The organism is Hymenobacter crusticola, from assembly GCF_002154225.1.
GTDB classification, from domain to species: Bacteria; Bacteroidota; Bacteroidia; order Cytophagales; family Hymenobacteraceae; genus Hymenobacter; species Hymenobacter crusticola.
In genome coordinates this window covers 61,713-86,904 of the sequence record NZ_MTSE01000009.1, presented here as the reverse complement: position 1 = coordinate 86,904, position 25,192 = coordinate 61,713, and the positions used below count along the sequence as shown (strand labels likewise).

The following is a 25,192-nucleotide window of genomic DNA, read 5'->3' as shown; positions in this document are numbered from 1 at the left end:
ACTACACAGTCCGCGCTACCTTGCTTTTCGTGCACAAACTCCGTCAGTTACGGCAACCTTCCGGCTCGGCAGTTGGTTGTATTAATATGGAGAAAGAACGTATCAAACAGGCTTACCTCGACTACGTGCTGCGCAAAAGCGCGCCGCCGGCTTCGGTCTTCAAACTCACCCAAAAGCTAGGTATTCCGGAGGCGGAGTTCTACCGCTACTACGCCACCTTTGAGGCCATCGACCGTGATATTTGGGGAGACTTCGGTCGGCAGGCACGGGAGCGCGCCGCCCAAGAGCCCGTGTGGAATGAGTATGGCTCCCGCGAGCGACTGCTGGCTTTCTACTTCACCCTACTCGAAATTCTGAAGCAGAACCGCAGCTATGCCTTGCAGTCGCTGCGCCGCTCCATGCCCAAGGTGCCTGGCTTCACCCCCCGGGTGCTCGACGATTTCCGCCAAGACTTCGAAGTGTTTGCCGAAGACCTACTGCGCGAAGGCCGTCGTACCGAGGAAGTGGCTAGCCGGCCGCTGGTACAGGAGCAATACCCACGCGCCTTCTGGCAGCAGGTGCTCTTTGTGCTCGGCTTCTTTGCCAAAGACGACAGCTTAAACTTCGAGCGCTCCGACGCGGCCGTGGAGAAAGCCGTGACCTTGAGCTTCGATTTGGTGGGCCGCAACTCCTTAGATTCTGCCCTCGACCTAGCGCGCTTTCTGCTGCACCGCCGCTAGGTTATAGCGTGAAGCTCCTGTTTCGCGCATTGTTGCAGACCCTACCATGGGGCCGTTGCAACAAGCATCATTCAATGATACGCGAAGCAGGAGCTTCGCGCTACCTTGCTATTGCCCTATCATGTCTGAATCTCAAGAGAATAGCTCCACCCCAGAATCACCAAAGTCTTTAGTATCCCTCCCCACCACGAAGGTTGCGCGGGCGGCTCGCTTCGCCAAGACCGGCTTTAAAGTGGGCACCAATTACGTGAAGCACTACGCCAAGCGGTCGGTAGGTGCTACCAGTACCACTGAAGATCTGCACGCTGCCAATGCGGCGGAGCTTTACGGTGCCTTGAGCGAGATGAAGGGCTCCGTGCTGAAAGTAGCCCAGATGCTGGCAATGGAGAAAAACATCCTTCCCAGCGCCTATGCCGATCAATTTGCGCAGGCCCAGTACCAAACGCCGCCGCTGTCGGGCCCGTTGGTTATCAAGGTTTTTCGCGATACCCTAGGTCGCTCTCCGTACGAGGTGTTCGATGAATTTGACATCAATGCCCGGCAGGCTGCCAGCATTGGGCAGGTGCACTTTGCCCGCAAAGAAGGGAAGCCGCTGGCAGTGAAAGTGCAGTACCCTGGCGTAGCTGACAGCATCCGCTCCGATATTCGTTTGGTAAAACCAATTGCTTTACGGGTGCTAGGCCTAGCCGAAGCCCAAGTACGGCCTTATCTGGAAGAAGTGGAAACACGCTTGCTGGAGGAGACGGACTATAAGCTAGAACTGCGACGCGGAACTGAAATTGCTGCTCAAAGTGCCGCTATTCCGCACCTGGAGTTTGCGCGCTATTACCCCGAATACTCATCGGCCCGCATCCTGACGATGGACTGGCTGCCGGGCCAGCATCTGAAAGAATTCTTGGCAACGAATCCTTCGCAGGCCGTACGCAACCAGCTAGGTCAGGCGCTCTGGGATTTCTATGCCTTCCAAATTCACACCCTGCGCCAAGTGCACGCAGACCCGCACCCCGGCAACTTCCTGCTGCGCGCCGACGATGGTGGCACGCTCGGAGTGCTCGACTTTGGCTGCGTGAAAGATATCCCCGCCGATTTCTACGAGCAGTTTTTTGCCTTGCTAGAGCCGGGCGTGTTAGCTGATGAAGCGCACCTAGCTTCGTTGCTTACCCAGCTGGAGGTATTGCGCCCCGATGACGCGCCTGCGCAGCGCGATTTGTACCTGCGCACCATTCGTGCGTCGTTGGAGCTAGTGGCCCGGCCATTCCAGCAGCCCACCTTCGACTTTGGCGATGAGGCCTACATCCAGTCGCTCTATGCCCTAGGTGACGACCTCATGCAACAGCCCGAGCTGCGGCAGCAACGCGAGCCCCGCGGTTCGCGCCACTTTATATACGTCAACCGCACCTACGTGGGCCTCTACGCACTACTATCGGAGCTGAAAGCAGAAGTCCGGACGGAGACGCCGGTTCTTGCAGCAGTTGCCAAACTCTAAGGAGCTTTATTAGTTTAGGGCTATACCGGTCGCCTGGACGCTGTGAGAGTCCGCCTGTTATTCCAATAGTATGGGGAATGACAGGCGGTTTCTTGCCGTACTCAGGTTGCCGGTTTTGTTCTACCATTTCCCCTTATCCATTTCATGAAAAAACTCTGGACCCTTTGCGCTGCGCTTTTGAGCGTGGTATCTGTGGCTTCGGCCCAATCGATGAGCTGTTGCGCCAAGCCATCTACCGCCACCGAGGCCTTCGCCATGCTAGCTTCCAACGAAGACTTTTCGGGCGGCCACGATGCGCCTCTGCCTTACACCTACGCAGGCCAAGGTGAAGCTATTGAGTTCAAGACGCCGGATGGCAAAACGGGGCACGGCTTCGAAATCAAGAGCGCTATTCGCTCGGATAAGTACCTATTTGTCATTCATGAATGGTGGGGCCTGAACGACTACATTAAGAAGGAATGCAGCACGTTTGCCAGTGAGCTAAAAGGTGTAAATATCATCGCACTAGATCTTTACGACGGCCAAGTTGCCAGTACCCCCGAAGAAGCCGGTAAGCTCATGCAAGGCGTACAGACCGACCGGGCGCAGAACATCATTAAAGGCGCCATCCTGTATGCTGGCCCCAAGGCGCAAATTGCCTCGGTAGGCTGGTGCTTCGGCGGGGGTTGGTCGCTGCAAACGGCTCTGCTCGCCGGCTCGAAAGACGTGGGCTGCGTGATGTACTATGGCATGCCAGAGAAAGACGTCGCGAAGCTTAAGACCCTGAATACCGACGTACTCGGCATCTTCGGCACTCAGGACAAGTGGATTAACCCCGAGGTTGTCGGTCAGTTTCAGAAAGACATGGCTGCCGCCAAGAAGAAAGTAACCATCAAGAGCTACGACGCCGACCATGCTTTCGCCAATCCCTCCAACCCAAAGTTCAACCAGAAATACGCCGCCGAAGCGCACGCCGCTACGGTTGATTATTTGCGCAAGAACTTCAAGTTGAAAGCCTAGCTTTTTTAACGCAGCTGCCACTTCCCTTTAGAGCCCCGTCGAAGCAGTTCGACGGGGCTTTTTTGCTTCCTAACTTTCATAAGCGGGAAAAACGAAAAACACTTAAATTTAGCTATACCCTCCTACCCACCCGATTATGAGCAACTTACCTATCCTGCTAGCCGAGTATGGCGAAAGCCACCAAAACCCAACCAACAAGCGCGTGCATTGGATTTGCGTGCCGCTGATCATGTTTAGCCTCCTAGGTTTGCTGTGGTCGGTACCCGTTCCGAACTTCATGCAAGCGGCCGGGCCGTGGGTCAACTGGGCTACGCTGGTGATGGCGCTGGCCGTGCTGTATTATCTGCGCCTTTCCGTGCGGTTAGCCTTGGGCATGGTGCTCATTTGGGCCGTTATGGCGGCGGGCTTGCGCATAGTCGAGGCTGGTGCGCCGCTGCCGCTCTGGGCTGTGTGCCTCATCATCTTCGTGCTGGCCTGGGTTGGTCAGTTTTGGGGCCACAAGATTGAAGGCAAAAAACCTAGCTTCCTGAAAGACTTGCAGTTTTTGCTGATTGGTCCGGTATGGCTTCTGCACTTTGTATATGAGCGGCTTGGCTGGCGTTATTAGGCGCGGCACCTAGGTTCTCGCCCACGCAAAACGCCGGTCACCCTACCTCGGGATAACCGGCGTTTTCTTATCTACTATAGGTAAGCAACTAGCAGGCAGCTTTCAGCTCCCAAGCACCAACGGTGGCTGTAACTAATAAGATAGCTAGGTCGGTTACAATATCGGTTAATTGTTCCCAGGAGTTCAGCACGAAGTATTGCTCTTGCAAGCGTTCCTCCGTGTAGTTGGTATCCAGCACCGCTGTAAGGCCAAAAGGCTGACGGGGTGTGTCTTCGTGTACGCAGTGGTGCGTTTCGAGCGACGACGACAGCAAACCAGCGCCGTAGATGCGCGGCTTCCCATCTTCCATTACCAGTCCAAACTGGACCGTGTAGCCATACAGTGCCCGCAAACGGCGCAAGGCATCCGCATCGTTCAAGTGCTGCAAGGCCGTTTTGCCCAGTAAGTGCAAAAAGTTAGCGAAGGTAGTATCCATGAGCAGCGGCACGTGGCCGAACACGTCATGAAACAGGTCAGGCTCCTTCACAAAGTCAAACTGATCCATGCTGCGCAGCCACATGGTAGCCGGAAACTTACGCTCAGCCAGCATAGCAAAAAAGGTAGCGTCCTCTACCCGGCCTGGCACGGCCGTGAGTTCCCAGCCAGTAGCAGCACGCAGGCGCTGACTTACCTCCGAGAAAACAGGAATAGCATGTCGATTAAAACCAATACGAGCTAGCCCTTCAACAAACGCGGAGGCCGCGCGTTTGTGAAGCACAGCGGTTTGGCGGTCGAACAGTACCTTCCAGACGAGTTGATCTTGGGCGGTGTACCGGTCATAAGGTTGCTGAAACATGGTCGTAATGGATAGAGAGAAATAAAAAAAGCCCGTTTCCTGTAAAGGATCGGGCTTTGCGGTTCAGAGGATTAGTTGCATTTGCTTCTAGCTTCCGTACTGACAATAAAGCCCGACCCCAGTGCGCTTAAAGCGCTTGGTAATCATATTACTTAGGCATTGCACAGCTTGGTGTCGCATAGTGATAGCAAAGATAAAAAGATTTATAAACAAGTTGTACGCCCTATACTCAAGTTTTTGAGGTTGTTTTTTAACAAGTTGTTAAAAAGTCGAGCTTACCCCTATTAAAATTTAAGCCAGCAAGCTCAAGTATTAACAATTCCTTAAATTAATACCCTCGAATCTAGGGTCTATTTGAGGAATACCGCGTATTCAAAAAACTCTATAATATTTTCGTAACACTTTTTATACGTGTAAACGAGTAGGGCTAGTTGCAAGACGCTTATCACCTCCTTGCAACTAGCCCTGGGTTTTGTTAAGAATCAGAAGAGAAGCCGACGTAATCGTGGCTCAGCTATTCGAGCTCTTGTCGCACGGCGTACACCTTGCGCAGATTACGGATCAAGCGAGCCGACTCAGCAAAGTTGAGGGTCTGCTGGCCGTCAGAAGCGGCTTCCTCGGGCTTTTCGTGGGCTTCGTAGAGAATGCCGTCGGCGCCAGCCATCACGCCTGCTAGCGCCATCGGTGCCACGTAGTCGCGGATGCCGATGCCGTGCGACGGGTCAACCATCACGGGCAGGTGAGTTTTCTCTTTCAGAATCGGAATAGCATTGAGGTCGAGCGTGTTGCGGCTGGCCGTTTCGAAGGTCCGGATGCCTCGCTCGCAGAGAATCAGCTTTTCGTTGCCGCCCGAGAAAACGTACTCGGCCGACGACAACAGCTCTTCAATGGTGCCCGAGATGCCACGCTTGATGAGCACTGGCTTATCCACGCCTCCCAGGGCATCAAGCAAATTAAAGTTTTGCGTGTTACGGGCGCCTACCTGGAACACGTCGACGTAGTCGTGCATTTCTTCCACCTGCGACACCTGCATTACCTCCGTCACGATTTTGATGCCGCGGGCGCGGGCCATCTGGTGGAATTGCTTCAAGCCCTCCATGCCCAGGCCGCGGAAGGAATATGGCGATGACCTAGGTTTGAACACCCCGCCCCGCATCAGGCGCACGTCGTTATCAACGAGGTGCTGCATGATCTTCTCCATCTGCTCTTCGCTTTCGATGCTGCATGGGCCAGCCACCAAGCTCAGAGAGCCTTCGCCAATACGTACGCCGTCACCTAGGTCGAGGACGGTTGGGCGCACGCGCCACTTGCGGCTCACCAGCTTGTAGTCGTCGGAGACGCGGTGGATATCGTGGATGCCCGGCAGCTGACCTAGGGGACGCAGGTCGAACTCACTTTTACCGATGCCCACGAGGTAATGCGCCCGCTGGGTAGTTACCTCCGTGACTTTGTACTTGATGTTCTTAATATAAGCGATGATATCCGCTTTGGCGGCTTCGCTGATGGACTGTTCTAGCTGAATGAGCATGATTTATTTCCCGCTGAGGACCGCAGCGGTAGCGCAGAGGTTGCTCACGGCGTGCCTCTGCGCTATCGCTGCGAGAAATGTTAGTTTAGAACTGATTCCACAAACTCCCGCGCCGCGGCGGGCGCATCTTCTTTGCCTTCGAGCGCCTTGATAAAGGCGGAACCAATGATGGCACCTTCAGCGTAGCGGCAGGCTCGATCAAAGGACGTTTTGTCGCCGATACCGAAGCCGATGAGGCGCGGGTTGCGCAAGTTCATAGCGGCGATGCGCTCGAAGTACGCCTCCTGCTTGGTGGGATCTTGCGTGGTGCCACCGCCCGTCGTGCCGGGGCCCGACACGAGATACAGGAAAGACTCCGTTAGGGCATCGATGCGGCGGATGCGCTCGGGCGAGGTTTGGGGCGTAATAAGGAACACCGGTCGCAGATTGTGGCGCCGGAAGACATCTTGGTACTCTTCTTCGTACTCGGCTAGGGGTAGATCGGGCAGAATCAAGCCATCGACGCCAGCAGCAGCGGCTTCGCGACAGAAGTTTTCCATACCGAATTGCATCACCGGGTTTAGGTAGCCCATCAGCAAGATCGGCGTTTCGGGCACGCGCTGCCGAATGTCTTTGAGCTGCGCAAATAACACCCACAGGTTCATGCCGTTGAGCAAAGCGGCTGTACTGCTCGCCTGAATCACCGGGCCATCGGCCAGCGGATCGGAGAACGGCATGCCAATTTCGATCAGGTCGGCACCGGAGCTAGCGAGGGTTTCGATGAGCGGCACGGTGGCGTCGAGCGTAGGATAGCCAGCGGTGAGGTATACGTTGAGCAGATGGTTCTGCTTTTTGGCAAAAGCGTTGGCGATGCGGTTTTCCACGGAGCAGCAGCTTAGAAGTCGTAGGAGTTCAGTTTGTCAGCGAATTGAAGGTAAGTCGCAAGGTCCTTGTCGCCGCGGCCGGAGAGGTTTACCACCACCACATCCTCCGGGCCCGCACCTAGCTGGGGCAGCGCCGCTAGGGCGTGCGCCGTTTCCAGGGCCGGAATGATCCCTTCCAAGCGGCTCAGTTCCGCTACGGAGTACAGGGCCTGCTCGTCTTCGATGCTGATAAACCTAGCCCGGCCCGACGTACCGAGGAAGGCGTGCAACGGCCCGATGCCTGGATAATCGAGGCCTGCGGAAAGGGAATACGGTTCCGTAATCTGGCCGTGCTCGTCTTGCATGAGCAAGGTGCGCGAGCCGTGGATGATGCCTGGCTTTCCGAGCACCGAAGTAGCCGCCGAGTGCCCCGAGCTGATGCCGTGCCCGGCTGCTTCCACGGCAATGAGCTTAACGGAAGGCTCGTCGAGGAAATGATAGAAGGCACCGGCCGCATTAGAGCCGCCCCCCACGCACGCTACCACGTAGTCAGGCAGTTCACGACCTAGCTCTTCGTGCAGCTGCTTACGCATTTCTTCGCTAATCACTGATTGCAGCCGGGCCACCAAATCGGGGTACGGGTGCGGGCCTACCACCGAACCGATGATGTAGTGCGTATCCACGGGGTTGCTGATCCAGTCGCGGATGGCTTCGTTGGTGGCATCTTTCAGCGTTTGGCTACCACTCACGGCGGCGCGCACTTCGGCCCCGAGTAGGCGCATGCGCTCTACGTTGGGCCGCTGCCGCTCCATGTCGATTTTGCCCATGTACACAATGCACTCCATGCCCATCAGTGCGCAAACCGTGGCCGTGGCCACGCCGTGCTGGCCAGCACCGGTCTCCGCAATGATGCGCGTTTTGCCCAGGCGCCGAGCCATCAGGATCTGCCCAACCGTGTTGTTGACCTTGTGGGCGCCGGTGTGGCACAGATCCTCGCGCTTCAAAAAGACCCGGGTGCCGTACTTGGCCGAGAGGCGCTTGGCTTCAAACAGCGGCGTGGGCCGCCCAACGTAGTCGCGCAGCAGCTTCTGGTATTCGCGCTGAAATTCGGGGTCACCTAGGATTTGGAGGTAATTCTCTTGCAGCTCTTCCACGTTGGGGTAAAGCATCTCTGGAATGTAGGCACCGCCAAACTCGCCGTAGTAGCCACGGGCATTCGGTTGATAGTTCATGGGAATTCGGTATTGAAAAGCTAGGTTTTCGTTGTTAACAGTCCTTCCGGCTGCAAAGCGAGAGCTGCGTTAGTAGGAGCGTTGCCTTCTCTACTGGGCTTCCACCTTGCAATAAGGATGACCGTTCTAATTCATTGGTTTATTGCGCAGCGCTAGCAGCATCTCGCAGAGCAAGTCCACGTTTTTTAGGCCAGGAGCGGTTTCAAAGCGGCTGTTCAGATCCACGGCAAACAGGCCAGGTAGTTGAAGTTCCTGAAGCTTCGGCAAGTGGCTGAGCTCAATGCCGCCGGCCAGGAAGTAAGGGATGGAAAGCGGATAGCTTTCCAGCAAGCTCCAATCGAAGGTGTGGCCGCTGCCGCCGCGCAAGTCAGTTTTGGTGTCGAAGAGGAAATACGTGCAGCTCGACACGTAAGGCATCAGTGTTGCAAAGTCGAAGGTTTCTCCCACGGGAAAAGCCTTCATCACGGGCAAGCCAGTAGCTTGCAACTCAGCACATTGTTCTGGCTTCTCCTCGCCGTGCAGTTGCACCAGATCCAGTCCATACTGCCCGGCCAAGCGCAGAATGGTGGCCGACGTCTCATTGACGAACACCCCTACTCGCTTGATGTTCAGCGGCAACGCGCGCAGTTGGCGCGGATCGAGAATATCGGCCACGTACCGCGACGAAGACGACACGAAGATGAACCCTAGGAAGTCGGGTTCTAGCATGGCGACTTCCGCAATGTTCTCGGCAAACTTCATCCCGCACACTTTGATGCGGAGCTTGTTATCGGCTTGGTCTTTTGCAAGAGCAGTAGTCGATTCGGTAATGGCCATAGGGAGACAAGTTTGGTGAACCTAGGCTACGGACACCTCAGCGGCCGTGCTAAGTTCCTGCACCAGTGCCGCGCAAGCTTTTTCGGGGCGGCTGTGGCGCATAAAAGCTTCGCCCATCAGGAAGCCACGGTACCCCACGTTGCGCAACTGCACTAGGTCGGCGGCCGAGGTTAGGCCGCTTTCTGTCACTTTCACAAACTCGCTCGGGATGCGTTGGGCTAGCTCCACGGAGGTTTCTAGGCTCACGCTGAAATCGTGGAGGTTACGGTTGTTTACACCAACCAAGCTCACGGCGTCGGGGTGCAGCGTGCGGTCGAGTTCTTCGGCGTTGTGCACTTCCAAGAGCACTTCCAGACCGAGGCTGCGGGCAAACTGACCTAGGTTTTTTACCTCGTCGGCGCTGAGCACGGCGGCAATCAGCAGCACGGCATCGGCGCCGATGCTCTTGGCTTCCAGGATCTGATAGTCGTCGATGACAAAATCTTTGCGCAGAATTGGGCAGAAGTTGAAGCGGCGGGCCACCGTCAGGTCCTCGTTTTTGCCTCCGAAAAACTCCGTATCCGTCAGAATAGACAGCCCCGACGCACCCGCCTGCATGTAGCCAATGGTGGTGCGCTCGACCGGCGCGTGCGGATTAATCCATCCTTTTGAAGGCGACTTGCGCTTGAATTCGGCGATGATACCGCTTAAGTCCTCGCGCAGTAGGTATTTGCGCAGGCTCAGCGGCGTGCTGCCGAAATACAAACTGCGCTCCAGCAGCTTGGTAGGCACGAGGCTCTGCCGCTCGGCTACTTCCTGGCGCTTGTGGGTGATAATCTGGTCGAGGATGGTGGGGGCAGTGCTCATATAATAAGGAGTGAGAAGTTCTGAGGAGGGATTTCGCTTACGGGAGTTCTGACGAAGGGGCGCGGAGTTTGTTCCGCTACACGTTCAACAAGTGGCGAAACGACTCGCGGGCACGGCCACTATCCAACGATTCGCGGGCGGCAGCCAGGGCTTCTTCGAAGGAGAAAACCGGATTGGAACATTGCAAAGCTAGGGCGGCGTTGACCGTCACTACGTCGCGCTGGGCTAGAGTTCCGCGACCTTCCAGCACATCAAGAAACAGCTTAGCTGATTCGTCGACCGTGCTACCACCGGCTAGGTCGCTGGGGGCGTGAGTCGTTAAGCCCAACGCTTCGGCCGTCACGACCCGCTCGCCAGCTGGGGTAGCGAGCTTCGCTGCGCCGGTAAGCGAAATTTCGTCGTAGCCATCCAGGGCGTGCACGATGGCGTAGCGCGTGCCGGTTTGCTGGAAAAGATAGTTGTAGAGGCGCAGCAGCTCCACGCTGAACACGCCCGCTAGTTGCGCATTAGGCCGAGCCGGATTTACTAGCGGACCTAGGATGTTGAAGAATGTGCGCACCCCTAGCTCCCGTCGAATGGGCGCTGCGTGGCGCATAGCCGGGTGAAAAGCGGCCGCGTGCAGAAAACAGATGTTGGCGCGGTCCAATTGTTCGCGCAACTTGTCGGAGGACGCCTCGAAATCGTAGCCGAAGTGCGCCAAGATGTTGGCCGAACCCGTCACCGACGACACACCGATGTTGCCGTGCTTGGCCACCTTATAGCCCGCACCCGCCACCACAAAGCAAGCGAGGGTCGAGATGTTGAGCGTGTTTTTGCCATCGCCGCCGGTGCCTACGATGTCCACCACATCGTGGGTGCCGAGCTGCGGATCGCGGCACAACTCCAGCAGGGCATCGCGGAAGCCCGCCAGCTCGGGCACAGTGATGGGCCGCATCCGATACACCGACATGAAGGCGGCAGTTTCGGCGGCGTTGGCGCCGCCGTTGCCGATCCGCGACATAGCCTCGTGGGCTTCGGCGTGCGTCAGCGTTTGTTGATCAAAAAGGGTGGCCAGAATCTGTTTCAAAGGACTGGTTGATTGAAGGTTATTCGGCTGATTTTAACGGTGGCGCGAAGGTAGCCTACCTACTAGTCGTTGCCTTCGAGCCAGTTTTTCAGCATCTGGTGGCCGTGCTCCGTCAGGATGGACTCGGGGTGAAACTGCACGCCGCGTACGTCGTATTTGCGGTGGCGCAGGGCGAGCACTTGGCCGTTGGCATCGCGGGCCGTTATTTCCAGCTCTTCGGGCATGGTGTCGGGCGTGACAACCCAAGAGTGGTAGCGGCCGACTTTGAACTGTGTGGGTAAACCTTGAAACAGCCGGTCGTTGCTGGTGATGATGTCGGCATCCGTTGCAATGCCGTGTAACACAGCTGGCAAGTTATACAACTGTCCACCAAAACTTTCCGCAATGCCTTGGTGACCTAGGCATACGCCTAGCATCCGCTTAGTCGGCGCGTAGCGACGGATCACTTCCGGCATCAAACCTGCCTCCGACGGTACCCCCGGCCCCGGCGAGAGCAGAATAGCATCGTACTCTTCTATCTTATCGAGGTCGATTTTGTCGTTGCGCACCACGTCGGTGCTGTCGCCGTAGCCTAGTTCACGCAGCAATTGCACGAGGTTGTAGGTGAAGGAGTCGTAGTTATCGAGAACGAGGATTTTCATGATCTTGGTTTGTTTGGCATGCTGAGCTGGTTGGCGCATCTCGCGTGCTTCGCTAGAACGTCATTCCGAGCCTGCGAAGAATCTTGCGCGCGGACGTTGTAAGGGTGTAGGCCCGACAATCGAAGTTACCGTTGCACGCGAAATTCCTCCTGACGTCGGAATCACGTTCTGATTTTGTTATTTCTATTGAGCTACCGTTAGTTTCTCGCCTACTCCTTCCGCGGCTACCAGGGCCTTGCGCAGGGCGGCCAGCTTGTGGTGCACTTCGTTCAGCTCCGAGTTGATATCGGAAGCGGCTACCACGCCGGCACCGGCTTGGTAGTACAGCTGGTTGCCTGTGCTCAGGAAGGAGCGAATCATGATGGCGTGGTTGAAGTCGCCATTGAAACCTAGGTGCCCGAGGCAGCCGCCGTAGTAGCCGCGGCCGGTGGGCTCCAGGCCGTCGATGAGCTGCATGGCGCGGTGCTTGGGGGCGCCGGAGAGCGTACCGGCGGGGAAGGTATCGGCTACCACTTGCAGGGAAGCGGCGCCGGGCGCCAGCGTGGCGTTTACTTCGCTTACCAAGTGAATTACGTGCGAGTAGAATTGAATTTCGCGGAACACTTTCACCTTCACGTTGTCGCCGTGACGGGCTAGGTCGTTGCGGGCTAGATCTACTAGCATCACGTGCTCGGCGTTTTCTTTGGGGTCGGCGGCTAGCTTTTGGGCAAGGGCGGCGTCTTCGGCGTCGCGGCCGGTGCGGCGGAAGGTGCCAGCAATTGGGAACAAGCTAGCCTCGCGGCCTTTGATGAGCAGCTGCGTTTCGGGCGAGGAGCCGAAGATCTTGAAGTTGTCGTAGTCGAAGTAGAACAGGTACGGCGACGGGTTGATGGAGCGTAGCGCCCGGTACACGTTGAACTCATCTCCCACAAAACCCTGCTGAAAGCGACGCGAGAGCACAATCTGGAAGACGTCGCCGCGGCGGCAGTGCTCCTGGCCGGCGGCCAGCACTTTCAGGAACTCCTCGTCGGTCTGATTCGTGGTTTCCTCCCCCACCGGCGCAAAACCAAACTCCGGCAAGCTAGGGTTGCGAATCAGGTTCACGAGGCGCGTGAGGCCTTCGTGGTCGATGGCTTCTGCTACGGGTGAGTGCTCAAACACGAATAGCTCATTGCGGAAGTGGTTGATAGCAATGACGTAGCGATACGTACCGTAAATGATGTCCGGAATCTGGCCGGCGGCTTCCTTGGCCGGGTTTAGCGTGAGGTCCTCAAAATACTGTACGCCCTCGTAGCCGATGTAGCCAAAAAGCCCGCCCGTGATGAAGTCAAACTCCAACGTCTCCGTCTCGAAGCTGCCAGCAAACTCCCGCAGCCGCTCCAAGGCTAGGCGCGGCTGCGCCAGAGTTTCGGCAGTACTAGTGCCATCAGGGAAGGTTTGGCGCAGCTCGCCGCGGCTTACCTCAAAGCGTGCCAACGGCTCGAAAGCTAGGTAGCTAAAGGCGTTCTGCTGGCCGTGGTAGTCGGAGCTTTCCAGCAGCAGGCAGTTGGAATACTGGTCGCGCAGGCGCAGGTACAGACCTACGGGCGTCACCGTATCGGCGAGCAGACGGACGTGGCGAGTTTTGAGGGCGTATTTCATAGGAGGAGCTAGGAGACAGAAGCAAGGAGTTAGAAGGGGCCTCGGTACGCTGGCGGCTGTTTTGTAGCAGTGTTGAAAATAAAAAAGCCCGGCTGGTTGGCCGGGCTTCCTTGAAGGTCGATGCGAAAGTGAAGAACTGACTCTAGCGCACGCACAGGGTATCCCGTCCGGAGTTTCGGAGAGGCCACCACCATGCATTTTGAGTCAGTTGCAATGTCATTGCCGAGTTTTGTTGGGCGTTGATGGCGCAAAGATAAACGCACCTAGGTTGGATGCAAATTATTTTTGCGTTCGAAACAAACGGTGCGGCTGCCACCACTGTCGCTTCGGCGCATAAAGCCACTGGTACGCCGCTGAAAACTCGCGGCGCCAAAACCATTCACTGTGCTTGCCATCGGGGCGCACTTGGTAGCTAATGTCTTTTTGAGCCGCCCCTACTTGGCACAGCGAATCGCGCATGGCGGCCATCAGCGGGACCATCGTTGGCCCTTCCTGCGCGCCTGCCACGAAGTAGAAACGCGTTGACTGCCTAATTTTTGCCGCTTTTACAAACGCAAACAACGGCTGCTGTGCAAACCAGAACGCCGGCGAAAACAAGCCTACTTTACTGAACACGTCCTGGTACTTCAGCCCCCCGTACAACGAAATAAGTGCGCCCATCGACGAGCCGGCAATGCCGGTGTGCTCGCGTCCCGGCAACGTACGGTAGTTGGCATCGATGTAAGGCTTCAGGGTTTTCACCAGAAAGTCCACGTAGGCATCGCCCTCGCCCCCACCTAGCTTTTCGTTCCGCCACGGCGAATATTCATCGAGGCGGCGCTGCCCGTCGTTGTCCACGGCTACCACGATGCAGCCTTGGTCCTGACCGCTTTGCTGAAGCTGGCTCAACGTTTCATCCACACCCCATTCGCCCACAAATGAGGTCGCTTCATCGAACATGTTCTGGCCGTCTTGGAGGTACAGTACGGGGTAGCGGCGCTGACTTGTGGCATAGTCGTTAGGCAAATACAACCACACCCGCCGCTCGCGGTTGAGTTGCGGAATGCTGAACGAATCGGTAAGGACCGTGACGTTCGGCGTGCGGGTAGACGCCTTTACTTGCGCCTCCATTGGGATACTTAACAAGAGAAAAAATCCTACGATTATTTCCCGTAAAGGACTGCAGAGGAAAAAGCAACGGTTCGCAGAGGCTATGCCCTGCGTGCTTCTGCGTAAACCTCGGCGCGTCTCGGCGGGAAAGTTATTTACCATGTAATGCGCACTGCTTCTGTTGCATTGCGCACCGTTATAACAGTACTGCGCGTGTTTTCGCCCGTGAGGCTAGCCGATTTTTGCAAATAAAAAACCCGCGTTGCTGTCGTTTGGCGCTTACCCGCGGTTTGCACCGGACCTAGGCTCTCAAAACCGTGAAATACAACTTCCACGTTTTTGAACTTCGATTTAAAACTGCCCTCCATCTTACCTAGCTCTAGGGCACGTGCGGCGGGGTCGAGGGTGATGGTGCGCTTCACGTATTGGCCTTTCTCGTGAGCATACGTCGTGCCATCGTCTTCGTAGTACACGAAGCTGGTTGGTTTGTCTCCTTTGTAAATGTGTAAATAAAGTGTGTCCAGCGGCGCCTGGGCGGTATACTGCACGGGGCTTTGCATCGGAATAATGCTGCCGCCGCGCACAAACACTGGCAGCCGGTCGAGCGGTGTAGGCACGTAGCTAGCTTTGCCGCCCGCGGCAGGCTGGTCGTTGTAGAAATCGTACCAACGGCCAGCGGGTAAGTACACCCTAGCAGCTGCGAGGGTGCTACTAACCGGTGCCACCAGCAAGCCCGGCCCAAACTGATACTGATTCTGAAAATCAGGGCTATACACCAGCGAATCAGTTGGGTAGTCGATGGCCAAGGAGCGCTGCACCGGCATGCCGTTTTGGGTAGCTTCGTAGAACGCAGAGTACAAGTAAGGCAACAGGTTGTAGCGCAATTGAATGTAGTTGCGGTTGGTTTCCGTGTTGGCCTCCCCGAAACTCCAGGGTTCCGCCGACTTGGTATCGACAGCGGAGTGGGCGCGGAAGAAAGGCGTGAAGGTGCCCAGTGAAATCCAGCGGGTGTAGAGCTCCGCCGTGGGCGGCGGCGTGGCCGTGAAGCCCCCGACGTCCATGCCCGCGTTCGGCATCCCGCTCAACCCTAGACTATTAACCAGCCGCACGCCGGTAAGCATGTGCTCGTCGGTACTTACGTTGTCGCCGGTCCAGATGGCGGTGTAGCGCTGCATGCCCGCGTAGCCGGCGCGGGTAAGGATCAGCGGCCGCCGCCCATTCATTAGCTTGCGCGTGCCTTCGTACGTGCTGCGCGCCATCTGCATGCCGTACACGTTGCGGGCCGCATTGGTAGTGGCGCCACGGCCTTCGTAGTTAAATAAGATGTTGCTAGGCAATTGGTTACCCCAAGTAGCCATTTCGTTCATGTCGTTCCAGAAGCCATCCAGGCCGGCATCTACGTAGCCTTTAAACTGCTCGCCCCACCACTGCCTAGCGGCCGGCAACGTGAAATCGGGGAAGTTGCACCAACCGGGCCACACCTCGCCGCGGTAGTTGGTACCATCGGGATATTTCACGAACAAGCTTTTCTGCAGAGCCTCCTCATAAGGCGCGTAGCCTTTCTCGGTCTTCACGCCGGGGTCCACGATGACGGTGGTGTGCACGCCCATGCTCTTCAGGTCTTTGAGCATCTTGGCTGGCTGCGGAAAGCGCTGCGGGTGCCAAGTAAAGACCTTGTAGGCATCCATATAGTGAATGTCGAGGTACAGCACATCCAGCGGAATCTTCTTCTCGCGGAAAGTTTGCACGATGCGTTTCACCTCGGTATCAGGGTAGTAGGTGTAGCGGCTCTGCTGGTAACCTAGGCTCCAAAGCGCCGGCATGGGCATGCGGCCAGTGAGATAGGTATAATCCTGAATGATACCGGCCGGCTTACGGCGCCCAATGAAGTAATAGTTCATTTCGCCACCCCTAGCCCCAAACGACGAAAACCGATCGTTGGAGGCCCCAAAGTTGAACTGGCTGACGAACGTATTGTCGAAGAAAATACCGTAGCCTAGCCCGTCGTGCAGCCCCATGTAAAACGGGATGGTCGAGTACAGCGGGTCGGCGCTGGTGCCGTAGCCGTAAGTATCGGTGTTCTGGTTGAGGTAGGCTTGCCCACGGCGGTCCAAAGGCCCGGTCTTCTCCCCTAGCCCCAGAAATCGCTCACCGGGTTGCAGCTTTTTGTAGGTCGTGATTTCCTCCCCTACCCAGGACGTACCTAGGCCGGGCTCGTCCTGGTTCAGCAGCTTGCCGTCGGCGGTGTAGAAACTGAAGCGGGCTGGGCTCTTCTGAATCACTAGCCGCACCGAATCGATGGTGATGGTGAGCATGTTGGCCTCGTCACGCACTTGCAGAGCGCTGACGCTAGGCTGCGCCACTACGGCGTAAGAAAAATCCTGGGCGAGTGGCTTCGGGCTCAAGCGCACCCGCAGAATAGAAGGTGAATAGGCCGTGACTTCGCCAGTGGCGTTGGCAAAGGTGAGGCGCAAGGTGTTACCAGCAGGCTCGGCACGCTGCACATTGCCGAGAGTTTGCAGAGCCGGAAACTGAGCATAGGCCGTTGCGGGCGCAAAGCTTCCTAGCAAGGAGGCTACCCCCAAGCGTAGAAAGGTGGTGTGAGTAAATTTCAAAACCTCTTGGTAGTGAGTTGGAAAGGAAACGAAACCCAGAAAGAGACTCATACTGCGGCTCATTTCATGGGCTAGAGCGGCAAGTGATCCTGGCTGATCAGGGCGCGCTGACACTAGTAGTAGTCGAACAACCTTCCCCTCTCCCTAGCACGACAGCAAAAAATCAAACAAAAGCACTACCGTTATGATTTTAGCAGCCTAAGCCTTTCTTGGAAGTCTTGTTTTAAAAAAATGAAAATCGGAATCGAATACGCATTACGAAATCTTTATTTATTATAAATTCGTATCTCTTTTCTGCCCACCCCATTTGCCCGCTCTATGTCCGCTGCTCATCGTACGCTTTACGCCGCTTGGAGCGACGACGCGCTGGTACAAGCGCTCAGTCAGGGAGATGCCAAGGCATTCGAAGAAATCTACGTACGATACTGGTACTCGCTTTTTGAAGTCGCGCACCGCAAGCTAAATTCCCGCGAAGCTGCCGAGGAGCTTGTGCAGGAATTATTTACGGCTCTCTGGCATAAGCGAGAGGTGCACACAATTAATAAGCTGAAGCCTTATTTGCACTCAGCCATCAAGTATCAAATCATTGACGCTATTAAGTCAAAGATTACGCACGCGGGCTACCTAGCCCACACGCGCCCGCATTTGTCGGACCTAGATTCTACCACGGAAGAAGTAGTTGCGGTCGGAGACTTGTCGCTCGCCTTGGTTGCCAGCGTCCAACATCTGCCCGAGCACACGCAGCAGGTGTTTCGCCTGAGCCGGTTCGAGCACCAATCAGTACCGGAAATTGCGGTGCGCCTCAACCTGTCGCAGAAAACTGTAGAATATCACCTGACGCGAGCCATAAAGATGCTCCGGGTGAAGCTGAAAGATTTCTTACCGTTGCTGATCTTCAGTTTTATCAGTCATTTCTAATTTTCTTCCTTGGGCATAGCGCTGGTACAGACAAGTAAGAAGAAGTAAATTCTTTCTTGGTAATCAGCGGTTTACAGCACAACAAGTTGTCGTTCGGCTCTCGACAAAAAAAATTCAGCAACTTTTTTCGGGAGGAGGCTAGGGTCCGGCACAAATTGATCGACTTAATAGGCGTACGGAGATTTTCTCTGCTATTCCTAGCGCATGAACCCAGCCCACTTACAAGATCTTTTGCGGCGTTACCAGCAAGGCAACTGCACGCCCGAAGAGCGGCAAGTAGTCGAAGCTTGGTATGAGGAGCTAGGCAGCCCAGAAAAACTCCAACTTTCGGCAGAAGAACAGCAACTTCTGCAAGCTGACCTCTGGCAGCGAATTGCGCGCGAGACGGTGTCCGTAGAGGAGCCGCTGGATGCGTACCAACCAAACCGGTGGTGGCAAGTTGCGCCCGTGCGATGGGCCGCCGCTGCCTTGATAGCCGTAGGGCTTGGCGCCGTAGGCATCCAGCTAGCACAGCCTAGTACGGTTGTCACGCAACAGCCAGCAGCTACGGCTATTGCCACCATGCCAGCTTGGGCGGCAGATGATTTACTAGTTTACACCACCTCTCCCCGGCAATCTACCACTGTTAAATTGCCGGATGGGAGCACCGCCTTTTTGGCACCCGGCAGCCGCTTGCAGTACCCACGGCAGTTTACGGGTTCTAGCCGGCAAGTGTACCTAACGGGCGAAGCGTCGTTCGACGTGCAACACGATACTGCTCGCCCCTTCCGGGTATACACGGATAAGTTGGTAACCACCGTCCTAGGTACCCTGTTCACGGTACGCTCCTACGCTGGTCAGGCGCAGGTACTGGTAAAAGTGCGGCGCGGGAAAGTACAGGTAACGCCTCGCTTACCCGATTCGAAGAACCCCGAGGTGCTGTCGCCGGCGCTGGCTAGCCTAGTAGTGCGGCCCAATCAGCAGGCTGTTTATTCAGCCGCTGCGCAGGAGCTTACCAAGGAACTGGTAGCCCAGCCTGCGGTGTTGACGAATCAACCTTTTGCCTTTGACGACCGCCCAGTTTCGGAAGTCCTGCTGGCATTAGAAAAAGCTTACGGCGTTGACATTGTGTATGATGAAAGCAAGCTGGCTAACTGCACGGTAAGTCTTGTCCTCAAAGACCAGTCGTTGTTCAACAAGCTAGCTATTCTCTGCAAGACCCTAGGTGCTTCTTACGAACTTCTGGATACCCATATAGTAGTTCATAGCCAGGGCTGCAAAAGCTAGCTTCTCGCGTTTTCTCCCTTCAAAATTAATACCCCCACACACTTGCTTATGGCGAAAGCCGCACACCTTTTCTTCCCAGTTCTGCTGTAGCAGCATGTTCTTTTGCAGACTTGGCGCAAACGTTTGCGAGGCGGCGCCAATTTCTGCATGATTTCCAGCAGAGACCTCACCCTCATTCATCCCACATTTATGTCCTCTTCGCTACCATCCTCACGCTTCTCTTGTACCGTCAAGAGGTTGTTGCTTACCCAGGCGCTTAGTTTAAGCTTATTCACCAGTATTGCGGGCGCGCATCCTTCAAGCGCGCAACAATTGCTGGATCAACCCGTTACGCTACGCGCTAAGGGTGAAACCATTAAGTCGATCCTTGGGAAAATAGAAAACCAAACGGCCACTCACTTCTTATATAGCCGCGAGCTGATCGGGGCGAGCCGCCGGGTGTCCGTTGATGCCGTCGATAAGCCCCTGGCCGACGTGCTCAATGATATGCTGGCCCCGCTGCAAATTCGCTACGAGCTAGTGAAAGATGGCATCATCCTCAACCCTATCGCCGCCGATGGCACCGTCACGGGCCGCGTTGTTGATGCCAAGGGCGAAGGCATTCCCGGTGTAACAGTAGTACTGGAAGGCACCACGCTCGGTGCGTCCACGGATGCTACCGGTGCCTACACCATCTCGAACGTGCCTGCGGGCTCGTACACCCTTATCACCTCCTACGTCGGCTACAACGCCAACCGCATCCCGGTTAACGTGACGGGCGGCCAAGCCACAACCGTTGCTACCTCTACCCTAGCTGAAAACACAACGCTGCTCAACGAAGCGGTGGTAGTGGGCTACGGTACCCAGCGCCGCCAAGACGTAACGGGCTCAGTAGCTACTGTTACGTCGAAGGACTTTGTGCAAGGTCAAGTAACGAACCCAGAGCAGCTCATTCAGGGCAAAGTAGCAGGTGTGCAGATCACAACTGGCGGCGGTGCACCAGGTTCGGCTGCTACCATCCGTATCCGCGGGGGCTCATCGCTGAATGCTAGCAATGACCCACTTATCGTGATTGACGGCGTGCCCGTGGAGACGAACAACTTCACAGGTTCAGCGAACCCTCTCAGCCTAATTAACCCCAACGACATCGAGACCTATACCGTGCTGAAAGACGCTTCGGCCACGGCAATTTACGGTTCGCGTGCTTCTAACGGGGTTATTCTCATCACCACCAAGAAAGGGGTACAAGGAGAAAAGCTTACGGTAAATGTAAGCTCTCAAACGTCGGTGTCGCGTCGCTACAACTCAGTACCTGTCCTTTCGGCCGATGAATTCCGGAATACCGTGGCCCGCGTAGCTCCTGGCAAGACGGGTTTGCTAGGCACAGCCAGCACCAACTGGCAGAACGAGATTTTCCGTACGGCTGCCACCTTCGATAACAACGTTAGCCTGAGCGGCGCTGTCGGCAAGCTGCCGTTCCGCGCTTCCTATGGCAACCTGGAGCAGCAAGGCATCCTGGTTACCAACCGGCTTATTCGTAATACGGGTTCGCTCAGCCTGAACCCCGTACTGCTCGACAACCACCTGCGCGTGAACGTGAACGTGAAGGGCTCATGGATCGACAACAACTTCGCCGACAATGCTGCTGTGGGCTCGGCGGTAGCCTTTGATCCTACCCAACCCGTGATGAGCGGCGCGGAAGGCTACGGCGGCTTCTTCGAATACCTGCAAAGCCCCGGCGGCCCGCCCCAGATCAACGTGCCCCGCAACCCCGTGGCGCAGCTACGCCTCACCCGCGACCGGAGCACCGTGAAGCGCAGCATCGGAAATATTCAACTCGATTATAGCCTGCACTTTCTGCCCGATTTGCATGCCAACGTCAACCTAGGGTACGACGTCACGCGCAGCAATGGCTCGAAGCTGGTTGGTTCGAACTCGGCCGCTACGTACGTGAACGTGCCCCTCGACCCCGCCAACACCAGCGTGCGGGGTGGCTCGTTTAACCGCTCTTCGCAAAACCGCGACAACAAGCTGCTGGAAGCTTACCTGAACTATACGAAGCAGTTCGGTAGCAACAACCGCTTGGAAGTACTGGGTGGCTACTCCTATCAGGATTTCATCCGCGAGGAGCCGGCTTTTGCAACGTACCTAGGTGACCAAACCACGGTGTTTAAGGCCGCCGCCACCAACCCGTTCCGCACCCAGTACACGATTGTCTCGTTCTATGGCCGGGCCAACGTAACCTTGCGCGACCGGTACATCTTCACGGGTACACTACGTAACGACGCTTCCTCACGCTTCTCCCCCGACAACCGCAATGCGTTGTTCCCAGCAGCTTCGTTTGCTTGGCGCCTCAAGGAGGAGTCTTTCCTGAAAGACAACACCACCTTCTCGGAGTTGAAGTTCCGGGTAGGCTACGGCATCACGGGTCAGCAGGACATTGTAGCGGCAGCTGGCAGCGACTATCCTTACATCCAGCGCTATTCGCTGAACGTGCCGACGGCACAGTACAGCTACTTCGACCAGACGACGGGCACGTATGTTTACGTCACGCCGTATTCGCCCCAGGGTTTCAACCGCAACCTGAAGTGGGAACAAACCACTACCTATAACGCGGGCATTGATTTCGGCTTTTTGGAAGGCCGATTGAACGGCTCGGTTGATGCCTACTACCGCAAAACGAAGGATTTGCTGGCAGTTATTCCTATTCCGCTGCTGACCAACTTCTCGAACCAGCTCGTCTCGAACGTAGGCTCGCTAGAGAACAAAGGCATCGAGTTCAACCTGAATGCTAGCCCCGTGCAGAGTGAGCGTTGGAACTGGACCCTAAATGCTAACGCCACTTACAACGTAAATAAAATCCTGTCGCTCGGGCCACAGGCCGCTGACTTTGTAGGCATTGAAACCAACAACGGCGGTACCGTACAGGGTGGCACGGGTACCAACATCGGTATCTACAGCATCGGAGCACCTTCGTCTTCGTTCTATGTATACAAGCAAGTGTACGACGAGAACGGTAAGCCTTTGCAGGACGTGTACGCCGATACGAACGGCGACGGCAAAGTAGACGTCAACGACCGTTACCTCTACAAGCAGTCGGCCCCACGCGTTATCCTAGGTTTCAGTTCTAACCTGAGCTACGACCGTTGGAGCCTAGCCTTCACGCTGCGCAGCCTGCTCGGCAACTACAACTACAACAACATCAACTCGAACGCCGGTAACTACTACGGCATCAACGGCTCTACGAACTTCCTGAGCAACGTGACCAAGGACGCCAACACCACTGGCTTCACCCTAACGAGTCAACAGCGTTACTCTTCGGACTACTACATTCAGAATGCTTCCTTCCTGCGGATGGAGAACATCACGCTGGGCTATAACGTGGGGAAGGTGTTCCACGAAAAGGGAAATCTGCGGTTGACGGCAGCTGTGCAGAACGCTTTCTTGATCACCAAGTATAGTGGCCTCGACCCCGAGATTTTCAACGGGATTGACAACAACATCTATCCTCGGCCGCGCACCTTCACTTTCGGTTTGAACCTGAACCTCTAGATTTTCCCACCCTTTGTATATGAAACTGTTTCATTCTTCCCGTCATACCCTAGCCTTGGCGCTGGTTTCTTCGGTTTTGGTAACGGCATCTTCGTGCACCAAAGACCTGGACCGCGTGCCTACCTACGATCTTAGCACGGAAACCATTTATAAGGACCTAGCTGGTTATCAGGCAGCGGCTGCGAAAGTATACAGCGGCTTCGCTGTAACGGGTGGCCAGGGTCCTGATGCTACGACTGGCGATATCCAGGGCATCGACCAAGGTACTTCTGACTACATCCGTCAGCTGTGGAGCGCGCAGGAGCTGACCACCGACGAAGCCGTTATTGCGTGGAATGACCCTGGCGTACAGGATTTTCACAATATGAACTGGACGACTAGCGGTGTATTTGTGCGCGGTCTGTACAGCCGTATTCTCTACGAAGTAACCTTGTGCAATGGCTTCCTGTCCGAAGCAACTGACGCCAAGCTAGCTGATCGTAACATCACGGGCAATGATGCTACTACTGCCCGGAATTTACGGGCTGAAGTGCGTTTCCTGCGGGCTCTCTCCTACTACCACGCGCTGGATTTGTACGGCAACCCGCCTTTCGCCACGGAAAATGACGAAATCGGCGGCACCACGCCGCCGAAACAGATCAGCCGGGCTGACTTGTTCAAGTACATTGAAAGTGAGCTCATCGCTATTGATGCCGACCTAGTAGCACCGGGTCAGAACCAGTATGGCCGGGCGGATAAGGCGGCGGCCTGGACGCTGCTTGCTAAGCTTTATTTGAACGCCCAAGTGTACACCGGCACTGCCCGCTACAGCGAATGCGCCACCTACGCGAAGAAGGTAATTGATAGCGGTGCTTACTCGCTCACCACACGTTACGCTAACCTGTTTCGTACCGATAATAACACGAGCCGCGAAATTATCTTCCCGGTGGTGTACGACGGCAAGCGGACGCAAACGTACGGCGGCACAACCTTCATCACGCACGCTGCCATTGCTGGTACGGCTGATGCCAACTGGAACCCAGCTCGCTACGGCGTAGGTGGTGGCTGGGGCGGTATTCGCACGACGGCTAACCTCTACCAGCAGTTCGCAGACACGGCCGCTGATAGCCGCGGCAAGTTCGTGACCGGTGGTCAGACGCGAGACATCGTGGTTCAAACGGATTTTAAGTATGGCTACGTGCCGATCAAGTTCAAGAACATTTCTTCTACCGGCGTAGCAGGCACCGACCCCACGTTCGTCGATACAGACTTCCCCATGTTCCGCCTAGCCGACGTGTACTTGATGTACGCCGAAGCAGCCCTGCGTGGCGGCGGCGACCAAGGCCTAGCGCTGACGTATGTGAACCGCGTCCGCACGCGTGCCTTTAATAACACGTCGGCTGGCAACATCACGGCTACGAACCTGACGCTAGACTTCCTCCTGAACGAACGCTCACGTGAGCTGTTCTGGGAAGCCACCCGCCGCACCGACTTGATCCGCTACGGCCGCTTCACGGGCTCTACCTACTTGTGGCCCTGGAAGGGCGGCGTAGCGGCAGGCACGAGCGTGCCGGAGTTCCGCAATCTGTTCCCCATCCCATCTGCCGACTTGAGCGTGAACCCGAACTTGGTTCAAAACGCTGGTTACTAACTGTCTACTGCTGTTCCTCTTTTCATAAGAGGAACAGCTTTTCTACTTCCCACTTTTACCAGACAAATCATGAAAAATCGGCTTACCCAAGCGCTGGCGGGCCTATTTGCTATAGCGGCGCTTTCTTTCACGGCTTGCGAGAAAGATGAAGTAAAGGCCACGCTGAAGCCCAATAGCACACCTAGTCTAACCGCCTCCACCAACACAGTTGTGCTCAACCAGGCTAATGGCGCCCAAACGGCGATTACGTACACCTGGATGCCTATTACTTCCTTCACGTGGGATAAGGTCGAGCACCCGTATAATCCGGCGGTTACATACAACCTGCAACTAGATAAGCAGGGCAACAACTTTGCGGCCCCCGTATCCATTGCTGCCGGCAACGGCCCTACCACAGCTGTAACCGTAGATGCGCTGAACTCCAGCCTGACTACCCTAGGTCTTACGCCCGGCACAGCAACACCGCTAGAAGTGCGTTTGCAGGCTAGCTACGCCGCCAACAGCCCCGTGCTTTCGCCAACCGTTCCGCTCACGGCTACCATCTACAAAGCGTGCGTACCTCCTACTGCAGACGTATGGTCGATTATCGGACCTGCGGGAGTTGATTGGGATACTGATGTACAGCTTACCTATGATTGTGACCTGAAAGCTTACACGACGAAGCGTGCACTGAATGCAGGGGCGTTCAAGTTCCGGTTGAATAAGGCCTGGGTTACCAGCTACGGCTCTACTAGTACTAGAAATAGCAGCGGCACCGCTCCTATCGATACAAATCCGGGCAATGATATTATGGTCACGACTGCCGGTACCTACACCGTCATTTTAGATCTAAATAACAAGACGTACTCCTTGAAGCAATAGTAAGCGTCCAGAACCTAGAGTTAACAAAAAAGCCGCTGATAATCA

General features: G+C 55.9%; 20 protein-coding genes. 9 read left to right on the top strand and 11 right to left on the bottom strand.

Annotated features, from left to right (window positions below; genetic code table 11):
* The first annotated feature begins 86 nt into the window (after positions 1–86).
* From BXP70_RS17080 to BXP70_RS17065, 4 genes are all read left to right on the top strand, one after another.
* Positions 87–719 carry a TetR/AcrR family transcriptional regulator gene (locus BXP70_RS17080; RefSeq protein ID WP_086595323.1) on the top strand — a complete coding sequence of 211 codons (633 nt, stop codon included), beginning with the start codon at positions 87–89 and terminating at the stop codon, positions 717–719.
* 121 nt (positions 720–840) lie between these two features.
* Positions 841–2,205, top strand: coding sequence for an ABC1 kinase family protein (locus tag BXP70_RS17075; protein ID WP_086595322.1), 1,365 nt, complete (start codon positions 841–843; stop codon positions 2,203–2,205).
* A gap of 144 nt (positions 2,206–2,349) precedes the next feature.
* Positions 2,350–3,204, top strand: a complete 855-nt coding sequence (locus BXP70_RS17070; RefSeq protein ID WP_179197728.1) for a dienelactone hydrolase family protein — start codon at positions 2,350–2,352, stop codon at positions 3,202–3,204.
* 136 nt (positions 3,205–3,340) lie between these two features.
* Complete coding sequence (locus tag BXP70_RS17065; RefSeq protein ID WP_086595321.1) at positions 3,341–3,811, top strand: Mpo1 family 2-hydroxy fatty acid dioxygenase; 471 nt, start codon at positions 3,341–3,343, stop codon at positions 3,809–3,811.
* Between the two features lie 88 nt (positions 3,812–3,899).
* Here BXP70_RS17065 and BXP70_RS17060 read toward each other — a convergent pair whose 3' ends face one another.
* The 11 genes from BXP70_RS17060 to BXP70_RS17010 form a co-directional block, all read right to left on the bottom strand.
* On the bottom strand, positions 3,900–4,646 hold the full coding sequence (locus BXP70_RS17060) for a phenylalanine 4-monooxygenase (protein ID WP_086595320.1): 747 nt from the start codon (positions 4,644–4,646) through the stop codon (positions 3,900–3,902).
* Between the two features lie 514 nt (positions 4,647–5,160).
* Positions 5,161–6,174 carry a bifunctional 3-deoxy-7-phosphoheptulonate synthase/chorismate mutase gene (locus tag BXP70_RS17055; RefSeq protein WP_086595319.1) on the bottom strand — a complete coding sequence of 338 codons (1,014 nt, stop codon included), beginning with the start codon at positions 6,172–6,174 and terminating at the stop codon, positions 5,161–5,163.
* Between the two features lie 80 nt (positions 6,175–6,254).
* On the bottom strand, positions 6,255–7,037 hold the full coding sequence (gene trpA, locus BXP70_RS17050; protein ID WP_086595318.1) for a tryptophan synthase subunit alpha: 783 nt from the start codon (positions 7,035–7,037) through the stop codon (positions 6,255–6,257).
* Positions 7,038–7,048: 11 nt separating this feature from the next.
* Positions 7,049–8,248, bottom strand: a complete 1,200-nt coding sequence (trpB, locus tag BXP70_RS17045; RefSeq protein WP_086595317.1) for a tryptophan synthase subunit beta — start codon at positions 8,246–8,248, stop codon at positions 7,049–7,051.
* 126 nt (positions 8,249–8,374) lie between these two features.
* A complete protein-coding gene (locus tag BXP70_RS17040; RefSeq protein WP_086595316.1) occupies positions 8,375–9,064 on the bottom strand; it encodes a phosphoribosylanthranilate isomerase in 690 nt (229 codons plus the stop codon).
* 21 nt (positions 9,065–9,085) lie between these two features.
* Entirely contained in the window at positions 9,086–9,910 is an 825-nt protein-coding gene (gene trpC / locus BXP70_RS17035; protein WP_086595315.1) for an indole-3-glycerol phosphate synthase TrpC, read from the bottom strand.
* Positions 9,911–9,986: 76 nt separating this feature from the next.
* Positions 9,987–10,976, bottom strand: coding sequence for an anthranilate phosphoribosyltransferase (gene trpD / locus BXP70_RS17030; RefSeq protein WP_086595314.1), 990 nt, complete (start codon positions 10,974–10,976; stop codon positions 9,987–9,989).
* Between the two features lie 62 nt (positions 10,977–11,038).
* Positions 11,039–11,617: an anthranilate synthase component II gene (locus BXP70_RS17025; RefSeq protein ID WP_086595436.1), complete on the bottom strand. Its 579-nt coding sequence runs from the start codon at positions 11,615–11,617 to the stop codon at positions 11,039–11,041.
* A gap of 183 nt (positions 11,618–11,800) precedes the next feature.
* Positions 11,801–13,237, bottom strand: coding sequence for an anthranilate synthase component I family protein (locus BXP70_RS17020; protein ID WP_086595313.1), 1,437 nt, complete (start codon positions 13,235–13,237; stop codon positions 11,801–11,803).
* 279 nt (positions 13,238–13,516) lie between these two features.
* A complete protein-coding gene (locus BXP70_RS17015; RefSeq protein ID WP_179197727.1) occupies positions 13,517–14,347 on the bottom strand; it encodes an alpha/beta hydrolase in 831 nt (276 codons plus the stop codon).
* A gap of 134 nt (positions 14,348–14,481) precedes the next feature.
* Positions 14,482–16,941 carry a glycoside hydrolase family 31 protein gene (locus BXP70_RS17010; protein ID WP_245849662.1) on the bottom strand — a complete coding sequence of 820 codons (2,460 nt, stop codon included), beginning with the start codon at positions 16,939–16,941 and terminating at the stop codon, positions 14,482–14,484.
* A 318-nt stretch (positions 16,942–17,259) separates the two neighbouring features.
* On the opposite strand from BXP70_RS17010, the gene BXP70_RS17005 reads away from it, so the two are divergent.
* The 5 genes from BXP70_RS17005 (at position 17,260) to BXP70_RS16985 (ending at position 25,147) form a co-directional block, all read left to right on the top strand.
* Positions 17,260–17,859 carry an RNA polymerase sigma factor gene (locus BXP70_RS17005; RefSeq protein WP_086595311.1) on the top strand — a complete coding sequence of 200 codons (600 nt, stop codon included), beginning with the start codon at positions 17,260–17,262 and terminating at the stop codon, positions 17,857–17,859.
* A 204-nt stretch (positions 17,860–18,063) separates the two neighbouring features.
* A complete protein-coding gene (locus tag BXP70_RS17000; RefSeq protein ID WP_086595310.1) occupies positions 18,064–19,125 on the top strand; it encodes a FecR family protein in 1,062 nt (353 codons plus the stop codon).
* Between the two features lie 189 nt (positions 19,126–19,314).
* Positions 19,315–22,656: a TonB-dependent receptor gene (locus tag BXP70_RS16995; RefSeq protein WP_179197726.1), complete on the top strand. Its 3,342-nt coding sequence runs from the start codon at positions 19,315–19,317 to the stop codon at positions 22,654–22,656.
* A 19-nt stretch (positions 22,657–22,675) separates the two neighbouring features.
* On the top strand, positions 22,676–24,286 hold the full coding sequence (locus BXP70_RS16990; protein ID WP_086595308.1) for a RagB/SusD family nutrient uptake outer membrane protein: 1,611 nt from the start codon (positions 22,676–22,678) through the stop codon (positions 24,284–24,286).
* A 69-nt stretch (positions 24,287–24,355) separates the two neighbouring features.
* Positions 24,356–25,147, top strand: coding sequence for a SusE domain-containing protein (locus tag BXP70_RS16985; RefSeq protein ID WP_086595307.1), 792 nt, complete (start codon positions 24,356–24,358; stop codon positions 25,145–25,147).
* Positions 25,148–25,192: the final 45 nt, after the last annotated feature.

Excerpts from the sequence above, each read along its gene's own strand:
- BXP70_RS17080 (WP_086595323.1), top strand. The coding sequence starts at position 87 with ATGGAGAAAGAACGTATCAAACAGGCTTACCTCGACTACGTGCTGCGC.
- BXP70_RS17075 (WP_086595322.1), top strand. The coding sequence starts at position 841 with ATGTCTGAATCTCAAGAGAATAGCTCCACCCCAGAATCACCAAAGTCT.
- BXP70_RS17070 (WP_179197728.1), top strand. The coding sequence starts at position 2,350 with ATGAAAAAACTCTGGACCCTTTGCGCTGCGCTTTTGAGCGTGGTATCT.
- BXP70_RS17065 (WP_086595321.1), top strand. The coding sequence starts at position 3,341 with ATGAGCAACTTACCTATCCTGCTAGCCGAGTATGGCGAAAGCCACCAA.
- BXP70_RS17060 (WP_086595320.1), bottom strand. The coding sequence starts at position 4,646 with ATGTTTCAGCAACCTTATGACCGGTACACCGCCCAAGATCAACTCGTC.
- BXP70_RS17055 (WP_086595319.1), bottom strand. The coding sequence starts at position 6,174 with ATGCTCATTCAGCTAGAACAGTCCATCAGCGAAGCCGCCAAAGCGGAT.
- trpB (WP_086595317.1), bottom strand. The coding sequence starts at position 8,248 with ATGAACTATCAACCGAATGCCCGTGGCTACTACGGCGAGTTTGGCGGT.
- BXP70_RS17040 (WP_086595316.1), bottom strand. The coding sequence starts at position 9,064 with ATGGCCATTACCGAATCGACTACTGCTCTTGCAAAAGACCAAGCCGAT.
- trpC (WP_086595315.1), bottom strand. The coding sequence starts at position 9,910 with ATGAGCACTGCCCCCACCATCCTCGACCAGATTATCACCCACAAGCGC.
- BXP70_RS17025 (WP_086595436.1), bottom strand. The coding sequence starts at position 11,617 with ATGAAAATCCTCGTTCTCGATAACTACGACTCCTTCACCTACAACCTC.
- BXP70_RS17020 (WP_086595313.1), bottom strand. The coding sequence starts at position 13,237 with ATGAAATACGCCCTCAAAACTCGCCACGTCCGTCTGCTCGCCGATACG.
- BXP70_RS17015 (WP_179197727.1), bottom strand. The coding sequence starts at position 14,347 with ATGGAGGCGCAAGTAAAGGCGTCTACCCGCACGCCGAACGTCACGGTC.
- BXP70_RS17005 (WP_086595311.1), top strand. The coding sequence starts at position 17,260 with ATGTCCGCTGCTCATCGTACGCTTTACGCCGCTTGGAGCGACGACGCG.
- BXP70_RS17000 (WP_086595310.1), top strand. The coding sequence starts at position 18,064 with ATGAACCCAGCCCACTTACAAGATCTTTTGCGGCGTTACCAGCAAGGC.
- BXP70_RS16995 (WP_179197726.1), top strand. The coding sequence starts at position 19,315 with ATGTCCTCTTCGCTACCATCCTCACGCTTCTCTTGTACCGTCAAGAGG.
- BXP70_RS16990 (WP_086595308.1), top strand. The coding sequence starts at position 22,676 with ATGAAACTGTTTCATTCTTCCCGTCATACCCTAGCCTTGGCGCTGGTT.
- BXP70_RS16985 (WP_086595307.1), top strand. The coding sequence starts at position 24,356 with ATGAAAAATCGGCTTACCCAAGCGCTGGCGGGCCTATTTGCTATAGCG.